This window comes from Saccharopolyspora sp. ID03-671 (assembly GCF_045278815.1).
GTDB lineage: Bacteria > Actinomycetota > Actinomycetes > Mycobacteriales > Pseudonocardiaceae > Saccharopolyspora > Saccharopolyspora ipomoeae.
This window is the reverse complement of sequence record NZ_CP134054.1, coordinates 5,343,816-5,362,905: the sequence shown is the minus strand read 5'-3', so window position 1 is coordinate 5,362,905 and position 19,090 is coordinate 5,343,816. Positions and strand designations below refer to the sequence as shown.

Annotated in this window: 15 protein-coding genes; 8 read left to right on the top strand and 7 right to left on the bottom strand. The window is 63.1% G+C overall.

The genetic code is table 11. The features are described 5' to 3' along the window. The first annotated feature begins 11 nt into the window (after nt 1-11). The 3 genes from REH65_RS24865 (at nt 12) to REH65_RS24855 (ending at nt 1,730) form a co-directional block, all read left to right on the top strand. A complete protein-coding gene (locus REH65_RS24865) occupies nt 12-233 on the top strand; it encodes a helix-turn-helix domain-containing protein (RefSeq protein WP_406689302.1) in 222 nt (73 codons plus the stop codon). A 139-nt stretch (nt 234-372) separates the two neighbouring features. Continuing rightward, nucleotides 373-1,248 (top strand): FAD binding domain-containing protein, encoded by an 876-nt coding sequence (locus REH65_RS24860; protein WP_406689301.1) that lies wholly within the window; start codon nt 373-375, stop codon nt 1,246-1,248. Next, nucleotides 1,245-1,730 (top strand): (2Fe-2S)-binding protein, encoded by a 486-nt coding sequence (locus REH65_RS24855; protein ID WP_406689300.1) that lies wholly within the window; start codon nt 1,245-1,247, stop codon nt 1,728-1,730. The genes REH65_RS24860 and REH65_RS24855 overlap by 4 nt, the downstream gene beginning before the upstream one ends. 676 nt (nt 1,731-2,406) lie before the next feature. Here REH65_RS24855 and REH65_RS24850 read toward each other — a convergent pair. The 5 genes from REH65_RS24850 to REH65_RS24830 all read right to left on the bottom strand — a co-directional run bounded on the left by REH65_RS24850 (nt 2,407) and on the right by REH65_RS24830 (nt 7,779). Then, entirely contained in the window at nt 2,407-3,690 is a 1,284-nt protein-coding gene (locus REH65_RS24850) for a flavin monoamine oxidase family protein (protein WP_406689299.1), read from the bottom strand. Then, entirely contained in the window at nt 3,690-4,007 is a 318-nt protein-coding gene (locus tag REH65_RS24845) for a hypothetical protein (RefSeq protein WP_406689298.1), read from the bottom strand. Before REH65_RS24845 ends, REH65_RS24850 begins: the two co-directional genes overlap by 1 nt. Further along, nucleotides 4,008-6,344, bottom strand: a complete 2,337-nt coding sequence (locus REH65_RS24840; protein WP_406689297.1) for a xanthine dehydrogenase family protein molybdopterin-binding subunit — start codon at nt 6,342-6,344, stop codon at nt 4,008-4,010. It abuts the gene before it with no gap. An 80-nt stretch (nt 6,345-6,424) separates the two neighbouring features. Continuing rightward, nucleotides 6,425-6,931, bottom strand: a complete 507-nt coding sequence (locus REH65_RS24835; RefSeq protein ID WP_406689296.1) for a (2Fe-2S)-binding protein — start codon at nt 6,929-6,931, stop codon at nt 6,425-6,427. Further along, a complete protein-coding gene (locus REH65_RS24830) occupies nt 6,928-7,779 on the bottom strand; it encodes an FAD binding domain-containing protein (protein ID WP_406689295.1) in 852 nt (283 codons plus the stop codon). Before REH65_RS24830 ends, REH65_RS24835 begins: the two co-directional genes overlap by 4 nt. Nucleotides 7,780-8,464: 685 nt before the next feature. Between REH65_RS24830 and REH65_RS24825 the strand changes: the two genes are divergently transcribed. The 5 genes from REH65_RS24825 (at nt 8,465) to REH65_RS24805 (ending at nt 14,889) form a co-directional block, all read left to right on the top strand. Continuing rightward, the gene (locus REH65_RS24825; RefSeq protein ID WP_406689294.1) at nt 8,465-8,713 is read left to right on the top strand and encodes a hypothetical protein; all 249 of its coding nucleotides are present in this window, start codon (nt 8,465-8,467) and stop codon (nt 8,711-8,713) included. 838 nt (nt 8,714-9,551) lie between these two features. Beyond that, complete coding sequence (locus REH65_RS24820; RefSeq protein WP_406689293.1) at nt 9,552-10,184, top strand: isochorismatase family protein; 633 nt, start codon at nt 9,552-9,554, stop codon at nt 10,182-10,184. 124 nt (nt 10,185-10,308) lie between these two features. Further along, nucleotides 10,309-11,175, top strand: a complete 867-nt coding sequence (locus REH65_RS24815; protein WP_406689292.1) for a DUF3891 family protein — start codon at nt 10,309-10,311, stop codon at nt 11,173-11,175. A gap of 528 nt (nt 11,176-11,703) precedes the next feature. Further along, nucleotides 11,704-12,840: an aromatic ring-hydroxylating dioxygenase subunit alpha gene (locus REH65_RS24810; RefSeq protein ID WP_406689291.1), complete on the top strand. Its 1,137-nt coding sequence runs from the start codon at nt 11,704-11,706 to the stop codon at nt 12,838-12,840. 603 nt (nt 12,841-13,443) lie between these two features. Continuing rightward, the gene (locus REH65_RS24805) at nt 13,444-14,889 is read left to right on the top strand and encodes an APC family permease (RefSeq protein ID WP_406689290.1); all 1,446 of its coding nucleotides are present in this window, start codon (nt 13,444-13,446) and stop codon (nt 14,887-14,889) included. 1,304 nt (nt 14,890-16,193) lie between these two features. Here REH65_RS24805 and REH65_RS24800 read toward each other — a convergent pair. Both REH65_RS24800 and REH65_RS24795 read right to left on the bottom strand, forming a co-directional pair. Beyond that, nucleotides 16,194-17,870 (bottom strand): ISL3 family transposase, encoded by a 1,677-nt coding sequence (locus REH65_RS24800; protein WP_406689289.1) that lies wholly within the window; start codon nt 17,868-17,870, stop codon nt 16,194-16,196. A gap of 383 nt (nt 17,871-18,253) precedes the next feature. After that, on the bottom strand, nt 18,254-18,991 hold the full coding sequence (locus tag REH65_RS24795) for an Asp/Glu racemase (RefSeq protein ID WP_406689288.1): 738 nt from the start codon (nt 18,989-18,991) through the stop codon (nt 18,254-18,256). Nucleotides 18,992-19,090 lie beyond the last annotated feature (99 nt).

Below are 19,090 nucleotides of genomic sequence, written 5' to 3'. Positions count from 1 at the left end.
TGTGCGAGACCGTGCGGTCGTACTTCGCAACGGGCTGCAATGCTGCGAAGGCTTCGGCGCAGCTGGGAGTGCACGAGCGCACAGTGGCCTACCGACTCCGCACCGTCGAAGAATCGCTAGGCATCGACGTCATTGAGCGACGCAACGAACTCAGCGTCGCACTGCGACTTCTCGCCGTCCTGCGGACCATCTCGCGCACCAACTCCCAAGTTGATCCCGTAGTCCGAATCTAGTGCTGCGGTCGGACCGACTTCTGCAGTACTCGGATGTCAGCAACGACGACACGTTCCTTGTCGTTCACTGTGGTGCGCGGCCCCGAGCAGGAAGCCATAGTGGGCGCATGAACATTTCGGTCTTCGGAAGGCCGGTACTATGAAGCCGCCGCCGTTCGACTATGTCGTCGCCGACTCCATCGACGCCGCAGTCAATCATCTGCACGAGGCAGGAGACGAGGCGAAGCTCCTGGCCGGCGGTCAGAGCCTGGTACCGCTGCTCAACTTCCGCTTGGCGCGTCCCTCGGTGCTGATCGACATCAACCGCATTCCGCGGGTCTCCGACATCATCGTTGATGATGACATCATCCGCATCGGCGCGCTCACGCGACACCGTCGCCTCGAAACCTCGTCGACGATTGCCGATCACCTTCCCCTCCTCCGCGAGGCTGCCAGCTGGATCGCACATCCGCAGATTCGCAACCGGGGCACCATCGGTGGCTCTCTAGCGCACGCCGACGCCTCGGCAGAACTACCGGTGGCCCTGCTCGCTCTCGAAGCGACAGTCACGGTGCGATCCCCCAACGGAGATCGGCAACTCGGGATTCACGATCTGTCAGTCGGCCATCTCGTCAGTGCGTTGGACGACGACGAGATGATCGTCGACGTGGCGGTCCCGAAACTTCCCGCGCGGACGGGTTGCGCCTTCACCGAATTCGCCCGTCGACACGGCGACTATGCCATAGGCGGCGCCGCGAGCGCGTTGACCTTCGACGAAGCAGGCGTTTGTACTCGCGCCCGAATCACCGTCCTCGGCGGAGGCCCCATACCTACACGGCGTGGTGAGGCGGAGGCCGCGCTCGTCGGCACGTCGGTCACACCGTCGGACGCGCAGGCGGCCGCGCACCTTGCAAGCACGGAGCTCGAGCCGATGGCGACGCTGCACGGCAGCTCCGACTATCGCCGCCACGTCATCACAGCGACTGTGGTCCGCGCCGTCACCACCGCCGCCAGCAGAGCAAGGAGCAGCAGGTGAACGGGTACGGAATCAGCGTGGTCGTCAACGGACAGACCTACAAGAAACAAGTAGAGCCCCGCCGGCTCCTCGCCGACTTCATCCGACACGACCTGCAACTACGTGGCACAAGAGTGGGGTGTGAACACGGCGTATGTGGATCATGCACGGTCCTGCTCGACGGTGCGCCGACCCGATCCTGCATCACGCTCGCTGTGCAAGCTGACGGCTGCGAGGTCGAGACGGTGGAGAGCCTGGCAGAACCCGCTGGAGCCGGCATGCACCCCCTGCAGGAGGCGTTCTCCGAATGCCACGCCCTCCAATGTGGGTTCTGCACGTCCGGCTTCCTGATGACTCTGAAACCTGTTTACGACAGCGGAGAGCCCTTGAACTGCGAAGAAATCCGTGAAGCGATTTCAGGGAACTTGTGCCGGTGCACTGGTTACCAGCAGATCGTCGAAGCGACCGAGCGTGCCTTGCAGGGCCGCGGCGAGGACGACTAACCATCTAAGGCCGTGGTTTGGTGACGCTGGTTTGAAGCCTGGTGCCTGAGTTTCCGGCGGTGGTGTGCGGTCGAGGTGACACAGGTTCGGTGCCGAGGCCGTGGCCGGGCGAACGCCCACCAGAGGCCGACCTTCTTCTACATCGCTGTGCTATATGGCCGGGCCAGCGTGCGTGGATGGCTCGCAGTATGGAACGAGACCATAACGTCCTCCACGACCAGATCGAAGGCGAGCGATGCGCCGAAACTTGTGTTTTCGGCGCATCGCCTCCATGCGTGCCACGACCTGTGCGGGCGCCGCCGTGGTCAGATGGTGCGGGAAGCTGAACCGTTCGAGCAGACCGGCTTCGCCCAGTCACGGTGGTGTTTTGACTCACTTGCTCGCGCATTGCCGGGAGACCCCAATCTTCCACTGCCACCGCGCGATCGGACGAGTCCGACACCGCTGCACAAGATGACGGTAGTAACGGCTGCAGGGCATTATGGTGGGCCATCGAACAGATATTTGCGCGCAGCGGATGCGTTGGCCGCACTTACACACGCCGGAGGAATCGTCCCCTCAAGTCAGGCCTCGTCAGCCGACACCAATCACATAACGCGTAACAAGCAGCTGCTGCTCCCACCCATGTGAATGGGCGGGCTCGCGCGACTGCGAGCCCGCCCATTCACATCGCCCATCAATTGCGCTCAAGAATCTCCGCGACTACCCGGTCGGCCGTCTCCAACGCGCCCTCGATATATCCCGGGAAACGCAACGACACGTCAGAACCGGCAAAATAAACCGCTCCATGCGGATCACCAAGGGCTTTATGCACCCTGCTAAACTGGCCAACTCTCGGTGAAACCCACGGACCAAGAAACAGCGGGTCGCGCGTCCAATCATGGTAGTCGACCCCGGCCACCGTGGCCCCGGGCAGGTAATACTTGACTGCGGTGGTCACCGCTTCCTCGTCGGTGGGATCGAAGGAGCTGGAGTCGGTGAACCCCACCAGGATTCGACCTCCATCCTCGGCCGCCATGTAATCATAGAGCGTCGGCAGTACACCGTCGCCGGTGCAGGATATCCCCGCTGGCACATTGCTCACCTGGATCAGCAGCTTCAAACCCCGGCCGCCATGGCCATCGTCCGCCAAGGCCCGTTGGTCGGCGGGCAGCGGCGGGTCGAAGTCGATGTTGCGCCAGGTGTTCAACGGTGTAGCGAGAACGACATGCCGGGCCTGGAACACTTCGTCACTGTCAACCACGACTTCGACGCCCGCCGACCGCTGCCGTACTGCGTTCACGACCGCACCGCATCGCACCTCAGGAACGTCCTTCGCCATCGCCTCGACCAACGCTGACGTGCCATCGGTAAGCACCTCATCAATGGACAACACGATCCCGAACACGCTGTAGCCGTGCGCGGCGACGAACTGCAGCACCCACAGTGCGGACGCCTCGTCGACGGGTTGGCCCATCATGTTCCAGGCCCACGACAGAACCAACTGGCGTGTCACCGGAGGCAGTTTCAGCGACTCGACATACTCGAGCAGCGGGATGTCCAGTTCGTCGAGGCCCTGTCGATCTAAACCCGCATCGACGTCGATCCGGTGCGCATCGCGCAGCAGGCGATACAGTCCGGCTTCGGCCTCGGTGGCCTCCTCGATGGGGATAGGGAACGCCGAGTTGTGTTCACCCGCACCGAGTCTGTTGCGAAAAACCGTGGCCGGCGCAGCGGGTTCTGTCCCTAGGCCATAGCGGTCGATCTCGGTAGCAACGCGAGGATGGTGGTGCCGGGAGATGTAGGCACCACCGAGCTCGACCCAGGTCGACGGTGATGTCAGCGACCGGCGACGATAGGCACGGCCACCGAGTCGATTCCCCCCTTCGAGAAGGATCACCGATTGCCCGGCTGAGGCAAGCTCGCGCGCCGTGCGCAGGCCGGCGAACCCCGCACCGACGACGATCGTGTCGTAGACCATCACTTCTCCTTTTCAACCGTGCCTCGAGGAGCCAGCAGCGGACGCATACTCATGATCAGAGCACCGATCGCCAAAGGGACGCCCCAGGTCATGTGGTCCAGGGTCGTCTCCTTTGGGTTCACGATGGAGCTGACGTGTAACCATCCGACACCCACGGCTCCGGCCACGCATGCAACAGCCTTGCCCAGAATGAGCTCGCCGATACTCCCCAGCACCAATATCGAGCTGATGTAGATCAACATGTCCGACAGCACCCGTAGGTAGGGAGACAGCGCGGCGAGATATCTGTACCCGTAGTACGGCGTCGCCGCGGCCACTCAGGACGATGATGAAGCATTCTGGTATCCACCGGACTTCTTGATCGCGTTGAATACACGGTCCGGAGCTACCGGCAATTCTCGGATGACAGCGTTAAAGGGCACCAGGGCGTCGTTCACAGCATTCAGAACCGCCGCTGGAGCGGCAATAAGCCCCGACTCACCCATGCCCTTGATGCCATACGCGGTATGCGCAGAGGGAGAGCACAGGTGGGCGATCTCGAACGGAGGAGAAACGTCCATGGTCGGCACCTGGTAGTCAAGCAGAGTCGTAGTTTGCAATTGACCGTCACTGTCATAGACAAGCCTCTCGAAGAGGGCTGCTCCAATCCCCTGGACCACTCCACCGCGGATTTGGCCATCCACGATGTCGGGATTGATGACGGTGCCGCTATCCTCCACCGAGAATACCTTTTCGACCGTGACGAATCCGGTGAACGGATCGACCTCGACAATCATCGCATGGCCTCCGTTGGAAAACATCGGCCGCGCCGGATCGTAAGCCGCAGTAGCTTCCATCGTGGGATCGAACCCATCCGACCACACGGTATTGTCGAAATAGATCGCAGTACAGACATCGGCCACGCTGACAACAGCGTCCGGGACCCCGGCAACGCGTGCGAAACCATCTTCCAGGACGATGTCCTCCGGAGAAGCCTCGAGCATTTTCGCAGAAACAGCCATGATCTTCTCGCGGAGCACATAACCGGCACGGCTCACGGCTCCGCCCGCGACGACCGCCCCGCGGCTGCCGAGAGTCCCGGAACCGTAGGCATACGAAGTCGACTCGCCGGCCCGTACGGTGACGTTCTCATACGGGATCCCAAGCATGTCCGCAGCGACCTGGGCCATTGTCGTACGGTTACCCTGGCCTTGCGTCGTCAAGCCGATGGTGACCGTGGCACATCCGTTCGGGTCCATGCGGACCGTCGCGGTGTCGTGATAGAGGTCTCCGAGGCCGTGAGCGAAACTCATTGCGGTGCTCTCGCCGCTGCTCTCCACGAAGACGCTCAAACCCAAACCGAGATATCGGCCCTGTTCCCTCGCCTCGGACTGCCGCGCGAGGAACGCTGGGTAGTCGACCATCTTTTCCAACATGTTGATGGTCTCCAGCCAGCTTCCTTCATCGAAGGAGACTCCCTGCGGGTTCACCCACGGAAAGTCCTTGACCACGTTCTGGCGGCGGAATTCGAACGGCGACATCCCGCATGCCCGAGCAGCCTCATCGGCGAGGACCTCGCGGGCAAGCGTCCCAGCCATGTAGCCGACCCCACGGTAAGCGCCGACCGGCGATTTATTGGTAGCGGTCGCCTCGTAAATGTACGCCGCCGCGGGGGCATCGTAGGCGCCTGTTGGTGTGACAGTGGCCGCGCACCAAGGCTCAACGGCCATGGACCATGGTAGTGAATGGTAGGCACCGCCGTCACCGAGAGCATGAGTTCGCACGGCAGCAATATTTGCCTGCTCATCGAGAGCATATGCGATGGTGACGAACTGCTCGTGCGCATGGGTTGCCGCCATGAGGTTCTCCCGCCGGTCCTCAACCCAGGAAACCGGCGACCCCACTTCCCGCGCGAGCAACGCGACGAGAAGCTCCTCTGGATGCAAGTGCGCCTTCTGCCCGAACCCACCTCCGGTATCGGGAGTGAGCACCTCGACCCGGTGCTCAGGAAAACCCAAGTAAGCGGTCAAGCAATACCGCACATAGTGCGGGACCTGACTCGAAGTCCAAAAGCGGAGGTCCTGGCTCGTCCAGTCGTATGAGGCGATGCATCCACGAGTCTCCATCGGCAAGGCGGCCACCCGACCGGTGTAATATGTCGCTTCCACTACACGATGCGCGTCCTTGAATGCAGCATCGACGTCACCGAACGTCGCTCCTCCACGGAGGCCGATGTTGTCACTCAGTTGCTCATTGGCGACCGGGCCTCCCTCGCGAGCCGCCAGTGGATCGAGAACGACCGGCAACTCATCGAAATCTACAGAAACCAACTCAGCAGCATCCTCGGCCAGCGCACGGCTCTCCGCGACTACCACCGCCACCGGCTCGCCGACATAACGCACGACGTCGGTGGCCAGGATCGGCATGAACGTAGAAAAGCAACCGTCGACATTGAACGTGCCTTCGACACCATCGCAGAACCCGGCGACGTCAGCGCCAGTCCACACGAGATGCACGCCGGGAAGGCCGACGGCTGGACTCGCGTCGATTTCAGAAATCCGGGCATGCGCAACGGGGCTGCGCACAAACGCGGCATAGAGTTGCCCCGGCAGCGATACATCAGCAAGATACTGCCCACGGCCGGTCAGCAACCGCGGGTCTTCCTGCCGCTGCACACGCGCCCCCACGGAGCGTGCCGCGACCTGCGGCGTTGCTGTGTGAAGTCCAGTCAGCTGGTTCGTCGCATCCGCGCCTGTCATTCCCCGCCCCCGTTCTCGTCGCCGTGGGCCGCCTCCAAGACAGCCTCGACAATCTTTTCGTAGCCGGTGCAGCGGCACAGACAGCCGGACAGGCCCTCCACAACTTCCTCCCGCGTGGGCTGCGGATTGTCCGCCAAGAGCGCCTTCGCCGACATCAAGAACCCTGCCGTGCAGAAGCCGCACTGCAGCGCTTGCTGGCGCCGAAAGGATTCCTGCAACGAGGACAGCGACTCGCCCTGGGCCAAACCTTCCACTGTACGCAACTCATGTCCGCCTGCCTGTGCTGCCAACATCAGACACGATCTGACCGGCTTGCCATCGAGCAGCACTGTGCATGATCCGCACACTCCCTGCTCACAGCCCAATTTCGTACCGGTCAGCCCGAGTTGACCTCGAAGGTGATCGGCCAACGTGTCGCGTGAGGCGACCCGGGTAGTGATCTCCCGGCCGTTAACGCCAAACGTCACGTCGAGATACTCAGCCGGTTGGGCTTCCGTGGTCATCGGCGACCTCCTGCCTCTACTACTGCACGCTCGACCAGGCCCGCGACGAGATGGGCGCGGTATTCGCGGGTCCCGTGGATATCTGAGATGAACGACAGCGATGCAGCCGCTGCTTCGCCGGCAGATCGAGCTGCGCGCGCGTCCACCTCGGACCCGACGATGGCGTCCTCCGCGGCCGTAACCCGTTGGACAGTGCCCGCCGCAGCGCCCACGACGAGCGTCGCAGCGGTGCATGTGCCCGCCGCGAGGTCAAGGCACACCCCCACCAACGCGAGGCCGTAGTCACCCGCCCTGCGGGCCGCCTCGTGAAAGCTCCAACCGCTGGTACGAGTCGGCAGCCATACGTGGGTGAGGACCTCGTCCGACTGGATACTCGTCATGTACGGGCCCAGAAAGAGCTCCTCGGCCGGGATCAATCGGCGGCCTCGCACGCTCTGCACCTCAACTGACCCTCCTAGTGTCAGCAGTGCTAGGGGCCACTCGCCCGCATTGTCACCGTGCGCAATCGAACCACCGATGGTGCCGCGTGACCGGATCTGGACGTGCGCAATGTTGCGTCCGGCATCGACCAGCAGCGGCAAGCGATCTCGTACGAGGGGCGACGTGATCACTCGCTCGTGCGTGGTCATCGCCCCGATGCGCAGATACTCGCCTGCTTCTTCGATTCGGCCGAGGTCCGGTGCCCGGCCGAGATCGACGAGCGTCGACGGCATCGCGAGCCGCATGGCCAATAGCGGCATCAGACTCTGTCCGCCAGCGATGATCTTGGCGTCCTCGTCTGCATCGAGCAAGGCGCACGCCTCTTCGACGGTTCGCGGTGCTACGTACCGCAGCGGGGGTAGTTTCACAGCGTTCTCCTGTCGTGTGGGCTGACCCACTGTGACGCACGTCCACACCTCGCGCTCTGACAAACACTGACAAATCCACGACGCTCGTTTGTGCACATCTGGTGGGCCCAGTGGAGTGGTTAAGCGTGTTCTTTAAGCCTGAGGCACGAGAAGTTCGAAGTGCTGACATCCGCTAAACAATTCACGCGTGTACGGTGCACCTGGTCGATGAGGCCACGGGCTCTGGTGAAGAACGTCAGCCGCGCAATGCCCCGAGCACGGCAACCGAGAAGCGGGGGCCGAGTTGCTTGGTCGTCTAGGTGTTCACCGCTGATGCGGGGGCTGGCACGTCAGGGCACCGGCACGAGTCCGGCGTAAGCAGCGCGGTGGCGGCTGGTGGGGCGTTCTACCAATCACCGATACTGAGCATCGAGCGTTAACTCGATCTTGTCCGCGGCCTCGAGCTGGGGCCAGCAGGCAGGGACAGGGTGGCGGCCTGCTGCGGTAGCACGACTTCAGTGGCTCTAGTGCCGAGAACGGTTTCCTCATACCATGCCGCACCTGTGCCCTGCCACGGCGATCTGAGCGGCGCCCGGCTCATGACCGAGATCGGAGACGACGCCGACACTCGCTCTACCGAGGCCGACGCCGGCGCACCACCCATGACCATCTCCTCCGGAGGTAGCGTAACCACCCCTGTTGCCAGGTGAAGAAGAACGACCGGCGCACCGATCGGCTTTCTCTGAGCCACGCTTGGCCGAATCTTTCCGGCCAGACCTATGCTCCGATCAACTTATTCGGCGGCATCGGCATCAGGATCACCGCCCGCATCCTGGCTCGAGATCAGCGCCGTCTCGCACTTCCCCAGCTCGGCACATCACGCCGCCCATACCGGCAACGCAGAGAAATCGTGGGGGCAGGCCGCCGACAAAAGTTGAAATCGCCGCGAGGATGAACCGAACCCGTACGTGCGTGCAGGAAGTTCCAACGCCGCCGGAAACTGAGCCTGGTTAGCAGTCGCGGTCACCCAACGGCTGCGTGTAAGGGGGAGGTGAGCACAGACCACCCGGCTGAGCATACGCATGGCCAACGGCTGCAGGTGAAGGGCAAGCGACGAGACATGCACTCAGCAGCCCGCGCTCTCGCGAGTCAGGCGCCTTCGAGCGCGGCGACTTCCCCAGCGGGAACCGGATAGCCGGTGAGCGAGTCCCCATAGAGGCGCCTGTAGTTGGTTGGCGCTCTGCATGAAAGGAATGCCGTACCGCTCGCTCTCTTTGGCTGCGTTCGGTATGCAGTCGGCGGCGATCCACGCGCCACCGAACTCGATACCTCTCGCGCGCCTTGGACGTCCTGGAGCAGGCGCTGCCCCCGTCCGGTCGTGTGCCGCGAGAAGGGCGACCGCGCAACTTCGGTCTGCCAGGTCGCGTTCCGCGGTGACTCCGGCATAACCTCCACCGACGACGACTACGTCGAACTTACTGACCTCAGCCATGCGCGAATCTCCTTTTCATAACCAACAGCGCGGAGCCTCAGTCGCATGTCACAGGAGCATCCTCGGCGCTTCGCGGGCCGACGTCTTTTGCACAAGGTAGACAAAGTTGGGACGAACCTAGTCAACTTCCGGCAAGTCCCCAGGCGCACACAGATGTTTGACTAGTCGGCAAAGCCCTTATGGGACATGCCACCTGCCGCTGAACCCTGAGACGATCGCTGAAATCGATCTCGTCGGATAGCCCTTGCAAGTAGCGCATGCGCTGAAGGTGCAACTCATTGAACAGGAAAGGAGATTACCGATGGCTGTCAAGGCAGCGCAGCTGTACCGTGAACGACGAATCGGGGAGAGGCAGACACCGATCACTCGACCAGCACTGGTGATCGTCGATCTGACGTACGGGTTTACCGAAGCCGACTCCGACTTGGGATGCGACGCAGACGAGGCAGTAGCTGATACTGCGAAGCTACTGAACGTGGCGCGGACACGCGATGTGCCACGAGTGTTCACCCGAATCGAGTACGACGAGAGCACCGCAGCCATCGCAGCGCCGTTTCTCGAGAAGATGCCCGCGCTGCGGGAGTGCGTTACCGGCACCCATTGGACGCAGATTGATCAACGTATCGCACCGGCCCCAGGGGAACCGGTCCTGAGCAAGCTGTTTGCCTCAGGTTTCTTTGGAACCAGCCTGGCACCGTTCCTTGCAGGTCACGCCTGCGACGGGGTAGTCGTCACCGGAGCGACCACTTCTGGATGCGTGCGCGCCACCGTGGTCGATGCGCTGCAGCATGGCTACCGCACAGTCGTGCCTCGCACTGCGGTAGCCGATCGGGCCACTGAACCCCATGAGGCGGCTTTGTTCGATATGGATGCCAAATATGGGCAAGTCACCTCTTTCGCAGAGGCCGAGACAATACTCCGCGGGGAGGACTGAAAAGGTCGATTCGCGACGCGGGCAAGAAAGCCCCCATTTCTAGCGCGAAACATTACAGCGAAACCCAATCTCTATCGACACCCAAAACTCACACTAATCCGCCCCGGCGAAAAGGAACCTTAAGATGCTAATCACCCGACGCGGCGACGACCTGGTCCTGGTGGACCAGAACGAACACGGCAGGCTCGCCGGCGAGTTCACCACCCGCTGGGGAAACTCCAGCTTCGACGCACCAACCCGGCGCGAGAACGTCCAGCTTGGCACCGCACGCCACGATGACGGCTGGCGTGAAGCCGACGCCGAGCCTCTGTTCAACACTGAGGAACAGCGCCCGCTGCACTTCCTGGAAGTCGCTATGGAAGAGCACATGCCGCTGTACCAACGAGGCGTGGACCGGGTCTACGCCGAGGACGCCTACGCCGGCTTGCTCGTCAGCATGCACTGGACCGGGCTGTACCGAAACCGGTGGGGCATGCAGGAAGGCGGCGTGGGCATCAAGCCGGCAGCCACCCCGCTGGACAAGATCCGTGAGCAGCACGTTGCCGACGAAGAACAGCGCTGGGCAGAGACGAAGAAGTCTCTGATCAAAAACACCATTCGCAGCGACTTCGAAGCTAACCTGTGGTACCACTACGACCTGCTGCAGATTTGGGACCTATTCTCCCTTTACACGGCGCTGGGCGACATCACACCGGACAGCTCGCCCGCAGTTCCACTGGCATCGCAGTTGAGCAGCATCGACCAACAACCCGGACCGCGCACAATTCAACTCGCCCCTACCGCCGTCGGTGGCCGCAGAGTCGACCTCACCATCAACCCGATCAAGCCTGGAGTCGTCACCGTCGACCCGTTCCCTTTCGACGGTGACGTGGTGGCAACCCTTTCCGCCCAACGCATTCCTGACCGGACCTACCGCGACCAGACAGATCTGAACACCGCACTCACAGCAGCAGAGCCAACCACGTTGGAATGCCGCTTCACGAAACCATAACCAACAGGCGCGGTGACATCGCGGCGGTGGTGTCGAGCCAGCGTCACGAAGACTCCCATTCACGCCACGCTCCTGACGAGGACAGAGCAGGGCCGGGTGTAAGTTTCACAGAGTTAGCAGGCAACCGCCCGTGGCTAGCGCCAGCACGCCGTCGCAGCATGGGGAGCCCGACGTCGCCCGAAGCCGTCCGCGGACCGCTGCAGGCGGATTCGCGGACGACTTCGGTCTCACCGTCCACCGTCTAGCGAGCGCTCTGCCGCACCCGTGCGTGACGGTTGCGATCGCTGGGGCCGCAGCGATCTCTCCGACCCCTTCGCCATCTCGCCAGCACAACACATCTCCAGAGCGTCTCGAGCACCAGGGGCACGCTCTGGTCGGCGATCCACAACCGGTGATCACCCGTGAGAACGCGGCCCAGATCGGAGCTAGGTCCGCGTCTCAGACTTCAGGCGGTGCTGCCGGTGACGCGGAATGCGCACACAGCGCGACGCGCTCCAGAGAATCAGCACCCCTACTCAAGGAGATCACATGAGTACGGAAATCAGCTGGGGTTCTAGCGATGAGGAGCTAGACGGCCTAGCGCAAGCACGATGCCTTCCGCGCAGGGCGTACGTCGACCAGTCAGTGGCAGAAGCCGAGCAGGCGACCGTGTTTAAGCGTCATTGGGTGACCGTCGGAGTTGCGGGCCAGATTCCAGATACAGGCTCGTACTTCACGACCGAGGTTGCCGGACAACCTTTGCTGGTCGTCCGAAGTGGAAATGGCGACGTCGCGGCCTTCTACAACACCTGTATGCACCGCGGAACTCTTCTGTGCACAGGCGCAGGCCGCGTCGACGAGTTCGTCTGCCCGAATCACGGATGGCGCTACGGGGTGGATGGTCAACTTGACTACGCACCGTGGTTCGAGCGGGTGCAAGGGTTCGATCGGCGCGAGGCTGCTTTGGTTCCCGTCCGACTCACGGTGTGGCAAGGTGTGGTTTTTGTCAACTTGTCCGGCGATGCTCCAGGTCTCGATGAGTTGGTCCCTGAGGTCCCGTCGGAGCTCCTCGGCTATGGCGTATCCGCGTTGCGATGCGTTCGTTCCACGGATTACGAGTTTCCGGGGAACTGGAAGCTTGTCGCTGAGAACCTGGCGGAGGCCTACCACATTCCTTTCGTCCACGGGTCCCTGGGAGACGATCTCCGCCTCGATGGTTTCGTCTACGGCGAAACAACGGATCCACTGTCCACGTGGTACTACGTCGAGCGTCGAGGCGACGAGGACCTGTCTGTCCTCGGCGACTCCGGGAACCGGGCACCCCTGCCGGCGGTTGACCGCGAAGGAAAGAAGAGGTTGCGCCTGTGGCGGGTCTTTCCTAACGTGCAGTTCCTTTGCAGTCCAGACCATGTGGTCGTGCTCGTGATCGTCCCACGAGGAGTAGATCGGTCCATCGTCAGAGCACACATCCTTCTCGCTCCGGGCGAGACCGCTCACGAGGACATCCACGATCCGTTGGACAGAGCGATGTTCGAGGACGCATGGATCGTAGGGCGCATGCAGGACGGACTCGCCGCTGAAGCCTTCATCTCAGGACGCATTCAAGTGCCGACTGAGAACAACGTCTTCCACTTCCATAGGCAGATCAGGAAGGAACTGGAGAGTGTAGGAGTCAACCTGGAATAGCATGCCATCGGTTGGAGGCGCCTCTTTGTTGATCGCGGCGCGGTAGACCGCCACACGTAGAGGATGCGCATTTGCGTCGCCAGAAGCGTTGGGCCCTCGTTCCAAGTATCCCCAGGCGCGGGTGTCGGCGGATGGAGCTTTGACCGCGTGGTGTGGCGAAAAGCTTCATCCTCCACCGGCAGGATCGTAATTGGAGCGCTGGTACGAGAATCGCTCGCTTGAATCCCGATCGACGTGGCTGCTCTGGGCTACTCGGCCCGTGGACGTCACCGTCAGCACTGATCGAAGTCCAGGGGCGGACACTGGACAAACCGGCACTCCAAGCGCCGCCCCAGCGGCTGATGTCGATCTCCGTGGGCGACCGCTGTCTCGGCGCGCCGCTGTCCGCTGATCGGCGAGGACAAGCCCGGACACACCTCCCATGGCAGTTCAGCATCCCCCGCCGCTGACCATGGCGAGCGCATAAAGTACGTCGACGCCTTCGAGCAGACCCTTACCAAACTCGGCAATGTCGCAAGCCAGTTTGCACGATAGGACCAAATCCCAAGAGTGTGACCGCGTTCATACTTCCCCTGCTGAGCAACCGACTCACTAGGAGAAGAAATGCCATCAGACGTCACGGAACCAACATCGGATGGTCATGAGGAACTTAGTGGCCTCCAGCAGGGGACGCTGAGCCTGCCCAAGGCGCTGGGTCTAGCCGTCGTCACCTTCAGCCCGGTGCTCATGGCGGCCACCGCACCCGCCCTAGCCGGTGGGGTCGCCGGCGCCAATGCCTGGCTGTCCGTTCTCGCCGGTACCGCCCTCGTCACGTTCATCGGCATGGCGATCGTGCCGTTCGCCCGGCGCTACGTGGTATCCGGCGCTCTGTACTCCTACATCGGTCACGAGTTGGGGTCCAAGGCGAGTGCCGTCGCAGGTGCGTCCCTGGCCGTCGGCTACGCCACCGGTGTAATCGTCTGTCTGCAGGTCTTCGGCGTGTACGCCGGGAGTTTCATTGCCACCGTCTTCGACCTTCCCGCGGCCAACGGCTTGGGAGGTCAAACGATCATGTGGGTGCTGGCTATGCTGAGCATCGCTGGGTTCGCTATCCGCGGGCTCGATACCTCCACCCGGCTGAGCATCGGCCTGCTCTTCGCCTCCGCACCCATCGTCGCAATCATCCTGGTGGCCAACGTCTTCACGGACGGCTTCACCTTCTCGGAGCAGTTCAACTTCGGTGAGTTCACCCTCAGCGGGTTCTTCTTCGGCATCGTCCTGTCGGCCACCTTCTTCGTGGGTTTCGAGTCCAGTGCCGCCACGGCGTTGGAGACCAAGAATCCGATGCGTACAGTTCCGCGATTGATGACGCTGGTGCCGCTGATCGTCGGGAGCGTCGGAGTCATCGCGACACTGCTCTCCGTACCCGTTCTGCCGGAGATCGCCGATGCCACCGCGACCGGGGAGTCCCCCCTCTCCGCGATGGCCGACAACGCCGGACTCGGGGCGCTCGCCCCGGTGGCAGACCTGTTCCTGGCCATCATCTGCTACTCGGTGGTCCTCGGATTCATGAACTACGCGCCGCGTGTGTGGGCCACGATGGCCGTCGACGGCATGCTGCCGAAGTACCTGGCGCACGTTGACGGGAAGCGTCACACACCCGTACGAGCGATCGTCGCCATCGCCGTGCTCTCGACAATCGTTCCGATCGCGTTGGCCGGGTTCAGCGGCGGCACCCCGCTCGAGGTATACACCCACGTCGCCGCCCTGTTCCCGTACTACTGGGTCATCCCGTACGTGCTCATCTGTGTCGGCGCGATCGTCATGCTGGCTCGCCGACACGAGCTTCGCGCCGGCATGGTCTTCGTCTGCGTCATTGGGGCGGCGGGCATCGGCTACGTGTGGCTGAGTGCCGTGCTGAGCCCCACAGGTACCTCCCTCGACGCGATGACCTGGGCCGCTCCCATCACAATCGCCCTAGCGCTACTTGTGGTCGTGCCCATCCGGATGCAGTTCAACCGGCGCTCCCGCAAGGTCCAGTCCGAGATCCCCGCGGATGAGCTCGGCTGATCCCTAATCGATCCGCTCAGTGCCCGACAGGCAGGTACAGCACACCAAGACACGAACCACTGTCCTGGTGTGGTGCCGCGGCTCAACCGGCGGCGCCCACTCGACGTAGTCGGCCGTCTTCAGCTTCCCGGTGCGGACCGGTGGACTGTCACGGATCGCTTCGGTCTTGAACAGCCGATCGTCGATTTCAGAGAGGGCAGTCATATGCGTCGCCGATCGATCTCATCGACGCATATGACTGCCCTCCAACGCGAGCGACACGCTCGTCGGTCTCCTTCAAAGCCTCCCACAGGCCTTGCCGAGAAGCTTGGCGCGACAAGGCGGGGCGATCGCGCCGAACTATCACGCGTTGCGCCCGGCCCGGGTGCGCGGCCAAGACGACGATCAAGCAGGTTCCATACCGGACGTACCTGGCGTCCTCGCGTCGGCCACTCCTCGGCGTCGCGTGTGGTCGGCACATTCACCAGCCATGATCACCCCCGAGAAGGCGGCCAAATTAGGCGCGCGAGTTCCCGTCGCTGAACGCGGCTACTTCTCGCGTTGGTCGCCGACTCCCCCCGAAGGAGGTGGCGGACTTCTGAAGATCTCCTTCACGCGCCGCAGCTCGCGGTTCTGACGATCGAGCTGCTTCTCTCGCTTGGCTTCGGGAGTCGTGCCTGCAGACTTGCCCTCTCGCGACTCCCGCACTGCGGGACCACACTGGCGAATCGGCTCGATCGAAACCCTAAAGCCCGTGGCTCGATTGAGCAGGACACGCTCCATCCGCAGCTTCGTGCGCTCCCGGAGCCGCATCCGTGGACCCACTCCCTGATGCATAGGGAGTGATCAGCGTGGAGTCCTGGGCAGAGATCCGGCATCTGCATCGATGTGAGGAGATGCTGATTGAAAGCTCCCTCGCTGGCTGAGGTTGTGGCTCTCCAATTGCCTGATCCCCGGGGTTTCGTCGCCGAGATCAGTCCTGCAAGTGCTGAGTGCCCCCTCCAGAACCAGCCGCAGCGGCTCGCGCTTGTATGGGAGCGCGATCGCGGGTTCGGGCGACTCGAACTCGCTCGCCACTCGGTGACTTTCGAACGTCACCTCGGCCAGCGGGCGCGGCGACATCGCGTCCCCGATGCAATGGACGGCTTGGATGCCTGCTTCAGCCAGCGCATCGCGGTCGCTGATGAGCGTTCCCGTCCCAACCCTACGGAGCTGGGAACAAACCATGGTGTCGACGGTGGTTGAAATACTGGTTCTGTCTCACTTTTGATGATCTTTCTCGCAGCGTCGGTCAGGTGTGGTGGAGGACGCGGATGCGGAGCAGGTCAAGGTTGGCGCGGCCGGACATCTGGCGTTTGAGCATTTTGATCCTGTTCACCTGGCCCTCGACGGCCCCTGAACTGTGGGGCAGGGTCAGCCCGGCGCGCACGGCGTCGAAGTCGCGCTCGAGGCCGGCGGCGAAGGAGCGCAGCTCGCTGATGCGGTGCGCTTGGCGGAGGCGATCCAGTCGGGCAGGCGCTCGCCGGCGAGGTGGCAAACCATGTGCGCGAACCGGCGGACGTGCTCGGCCAGCACGGCCAGTTCCGGGCTGCGGTCAAGGATGTCCTGAAGCTCTTGCCGCGCCTGGCGTCCAGGTTCTCCGGGGCGGTCATCAGCCAGCTGGTGGCCCGCCGGACGGTAAGTGGCTTCGGTGCCGGCGGCGGGACGTGCCGGGGTGTGGTGCGCAGGCGGCGGATGTAGTCGCGGACGACGGTGAAGCCGCCCGTGTATCCCCGAGCGGTGATCTCCTGACAGAGGCGGGTGGCGTTTGTGCAGCCAGCCTCCCAACGTTGGTGTAGGTAGGGCTTGTATGCCTCCAGCAGGCTGGCGCGGTGTCCGGTTCCGTTGTTGACCAGCAGTTCGTCTGGACGATCGGCGCGGGCGAAGCGCCGCACGGTGCCCCGCGACAGTCCAAGCTGCTTGGTGATCGCCCTCAGCGTTAGGCCCTGGTCCAGCAGGTCGTGTATCTGGCGGTGGCGGGTCCGGGTGCGGTGCGCGATGCGGTCTTTGCGGTCGACGGGCGCGACTGGCGCTGGACCGGGTGGCACCGCTGGCATCGCGCAGGGCCCGGCCGTGCTTGATGGCACCGAGGTGGGCTCGGGCATCTGGAGCGCTGCGCGGTGGCGGGCGACGGCCTTTTCGACGGCCTGACCCAGGTTGTGCCACAGGTGCCACCTGTCAGCGATTTGGATCGCCTGCGGTGCGCCGCGGGCTGCCGCGTCGGCGTAGGCCCCGGCGCGGTCCCGGCAGACGACCTCCACACCCGGGTGCCGTGCGATCCAGGCGGCCACGGTGTAGGCGGTGCGGTTGGCCAAGAGGTCGACCGGGCGGTGGGTGCGAATGTCGATCAACACAGTGCCGTAATGGTGTCCGCGGCGCAGGGCGAAATCGTCGACCCCGACCTCCACCAGATCGCCGGTCTCGGGCAGGGGCAGCGCCCGCAGCAGCCGCAACAGGGTCATGTGGGAGACCTCAGCCGCCAGCCGACGGGTCATCCGCGCCCCGGCGCGGCCGCCCAGCGCCAGCGCCACGTCGGCCAACAACCTGGTCAAGGAGGGGGTGCGACGTTGGTAGCGTTCGGTCAGGCCAGCAACCTGCTCTACGAAAATCCGTTGTGAGCAATCAGCGTTACCGCACCGGAAACGCCTGACGCGTAACCGGATCACCACTTCCCGGCCGCTGACGCACTGATCAGCGACGCGCCGCTCGTAACGGCTATGCACGCGATCGGACGAGATGCCACAGCCAGGGCACGCCGCCGACGGCGCGCACGCGGCCGCCTCAAACCGCACAGCTCCTTCTTCGGCTGTCAGCCGTTCAAGCCGCACCTGCTCCAACTGGGGAAACAGCGCCCTCAGCAAGTTTCCTGCCATCTCGTCCAAGATCACGAACTTCGGCTTATCGCACCCAACGATGATCACCGAAAGTGGGAAGAACCAATTTTCGACCGTCGTTGACACCATGGCATGGTGCAGCGGGCCGCTGACAAGATGAACTACGAGATGGACTGACCGCTACCGCTTCGTCGACTCCCAAAAGACCGACGGGTTTGCGGTAGCGGCCGTGTCTCGAGTCCCAGCGGCCTACTACGATTAGCCGATACGGACCGGCCGGTGTCCGGTAGGACAGCGGTCGTGGAGTCGTCCTTCGCACGTTGGAACGAGAAGTCGTGCACCGACAACGCTTCATCGTCGAACTCATCCACGCCAAGTCATCCTCACCTGGATCCAACATCCGGTACAACCGCAGACGACTGCGCACCGCCCCTGCTACGCCAACCCCGCGCTGCGGGAGCGCGAACAACAACCTCCCGGGCACATCCCGAGTCCGGCCAACAAGGGAGAGCTCAGTTGCGCAGTGCGGCTCCGGCACCGCTGATATGAGCCGGCAGGTCGGCCGCGAGCAGCAACTCACGTGTGGTGGACGTGGCGGCCGTGACCACGGGGAGGCCAATTTTGTTCTCCACCGTCTCCACGGCTGGCAGGGACGGCATTTGCACGCAAGCCGAGAGCACCACCCCTTCGGCACGACTGAGGTCGAGTCGCTCAACATGGCTGGGCAGGTTGCACGGGTCGAGAACACCAACTTGATGGTTGTCCGGGACACCGAGGCTGACCGAGTCAGTCACTTCGATGTCATACGCGGCCAGGTACTGAACCACCATCTTGGTCAACTCAGGCATGTAGGGCGTAACCATCGCCACCCGGGAAAGCTTGAGGTCGAGCAGAGTACGGACCAAAGCACCAGCACTACTCACGACCGGCACAGGGCTCCCGCCCGCCGCAGCAACGTCAGCCAACCTGGGTTCGATTCGTTCGTGGGCCCGGGGCCCTTCAGCCATAAGAGCGATCAGACACGCGTAACCGATGGCCGAGACCCGGGCGTCAGCGAGCTCGGCCGCGCAGCGGTCACCTTCCCCGACCATCCGGTGCAGCGATTCGGCATCGACAGTGTGTAGAACGGCGCGACTGGAATGGATCGTGAACGTGTGGTCCGACTTGTATCGGCGCAACAGTTCAGGAATCTCGGTCTCCATGGTGGTATTGGAGCTTGGCACGATGAGCCCCATTCGATACAGCGACACCGGTGACTCCCTTTTGATAGGCGGTTAGTTGCAATTTGTGTCGACAGAACTTCCGGTAATCCCGGACGCCGCAGGTCGATGACGAGGTGAGCCGAGCGA

Excerpts from the sequence above, each read along its gene's own strand:
- REH65_RS24850 (WP_406689299.1), bottom strand. The coding sequence starts at position 3,690 with ATGGTCTACGACACGATCGTCGTCGGTGCGGGGTTCGCCGGCCTGCGC.
- REH65_RS24815 (WP_406689292.1), top strand. The coding sequence starts at position 10,309 with ATGCTAATCACCCGACGCGGCGACGACCTGGTCCTGGTGGACCAGAAC.
- REH65_RS24805 (WP_406689290.1), top strand. The coding sequence starts at position 13,444 with ATGCCATCAGACGTCACGGAACCAACATCGGATGGTCATGAGGAACTT.
- REH65_RS24800 (WP_406689289.1), bottom strand. The coding sequence starts at position 17,870 with ATGGTGTCAACGACGGTCGAAAATTGGTTCTTCCCACTTTCGGTGATC.
- REH65_RS24835 (WP_406689296.1), bottom strand. The coding sequence starts at position 6,931 with ATGACCACGGAAGCCCAACCGGCTGAGTATCTCGACGTGACGTTTGGC.
- REH65_RS24820 (WP_406689293.1), top strand. The coding sequence starts at position 9,552 with ATGGCTGTCAAGGCAGCGCAGCTGTACCGTGAACGACGAATCGGGGAG.
- REH65_RS24860 (WP_406689301.1), top strand. The coding sequence starts at position 373 with ATGAAGCCGCCGCCGTTCGACTATGTCGTCGCCGACTCCATCGACGCC.
- REH65_RS24810 (WP_406689291.1), top strand. The coding sequence starts at position 11,704 with ATGAGTACGGAAATCAGCTGGGGTTCTAGCGATGAGGAGCTAGACGGC.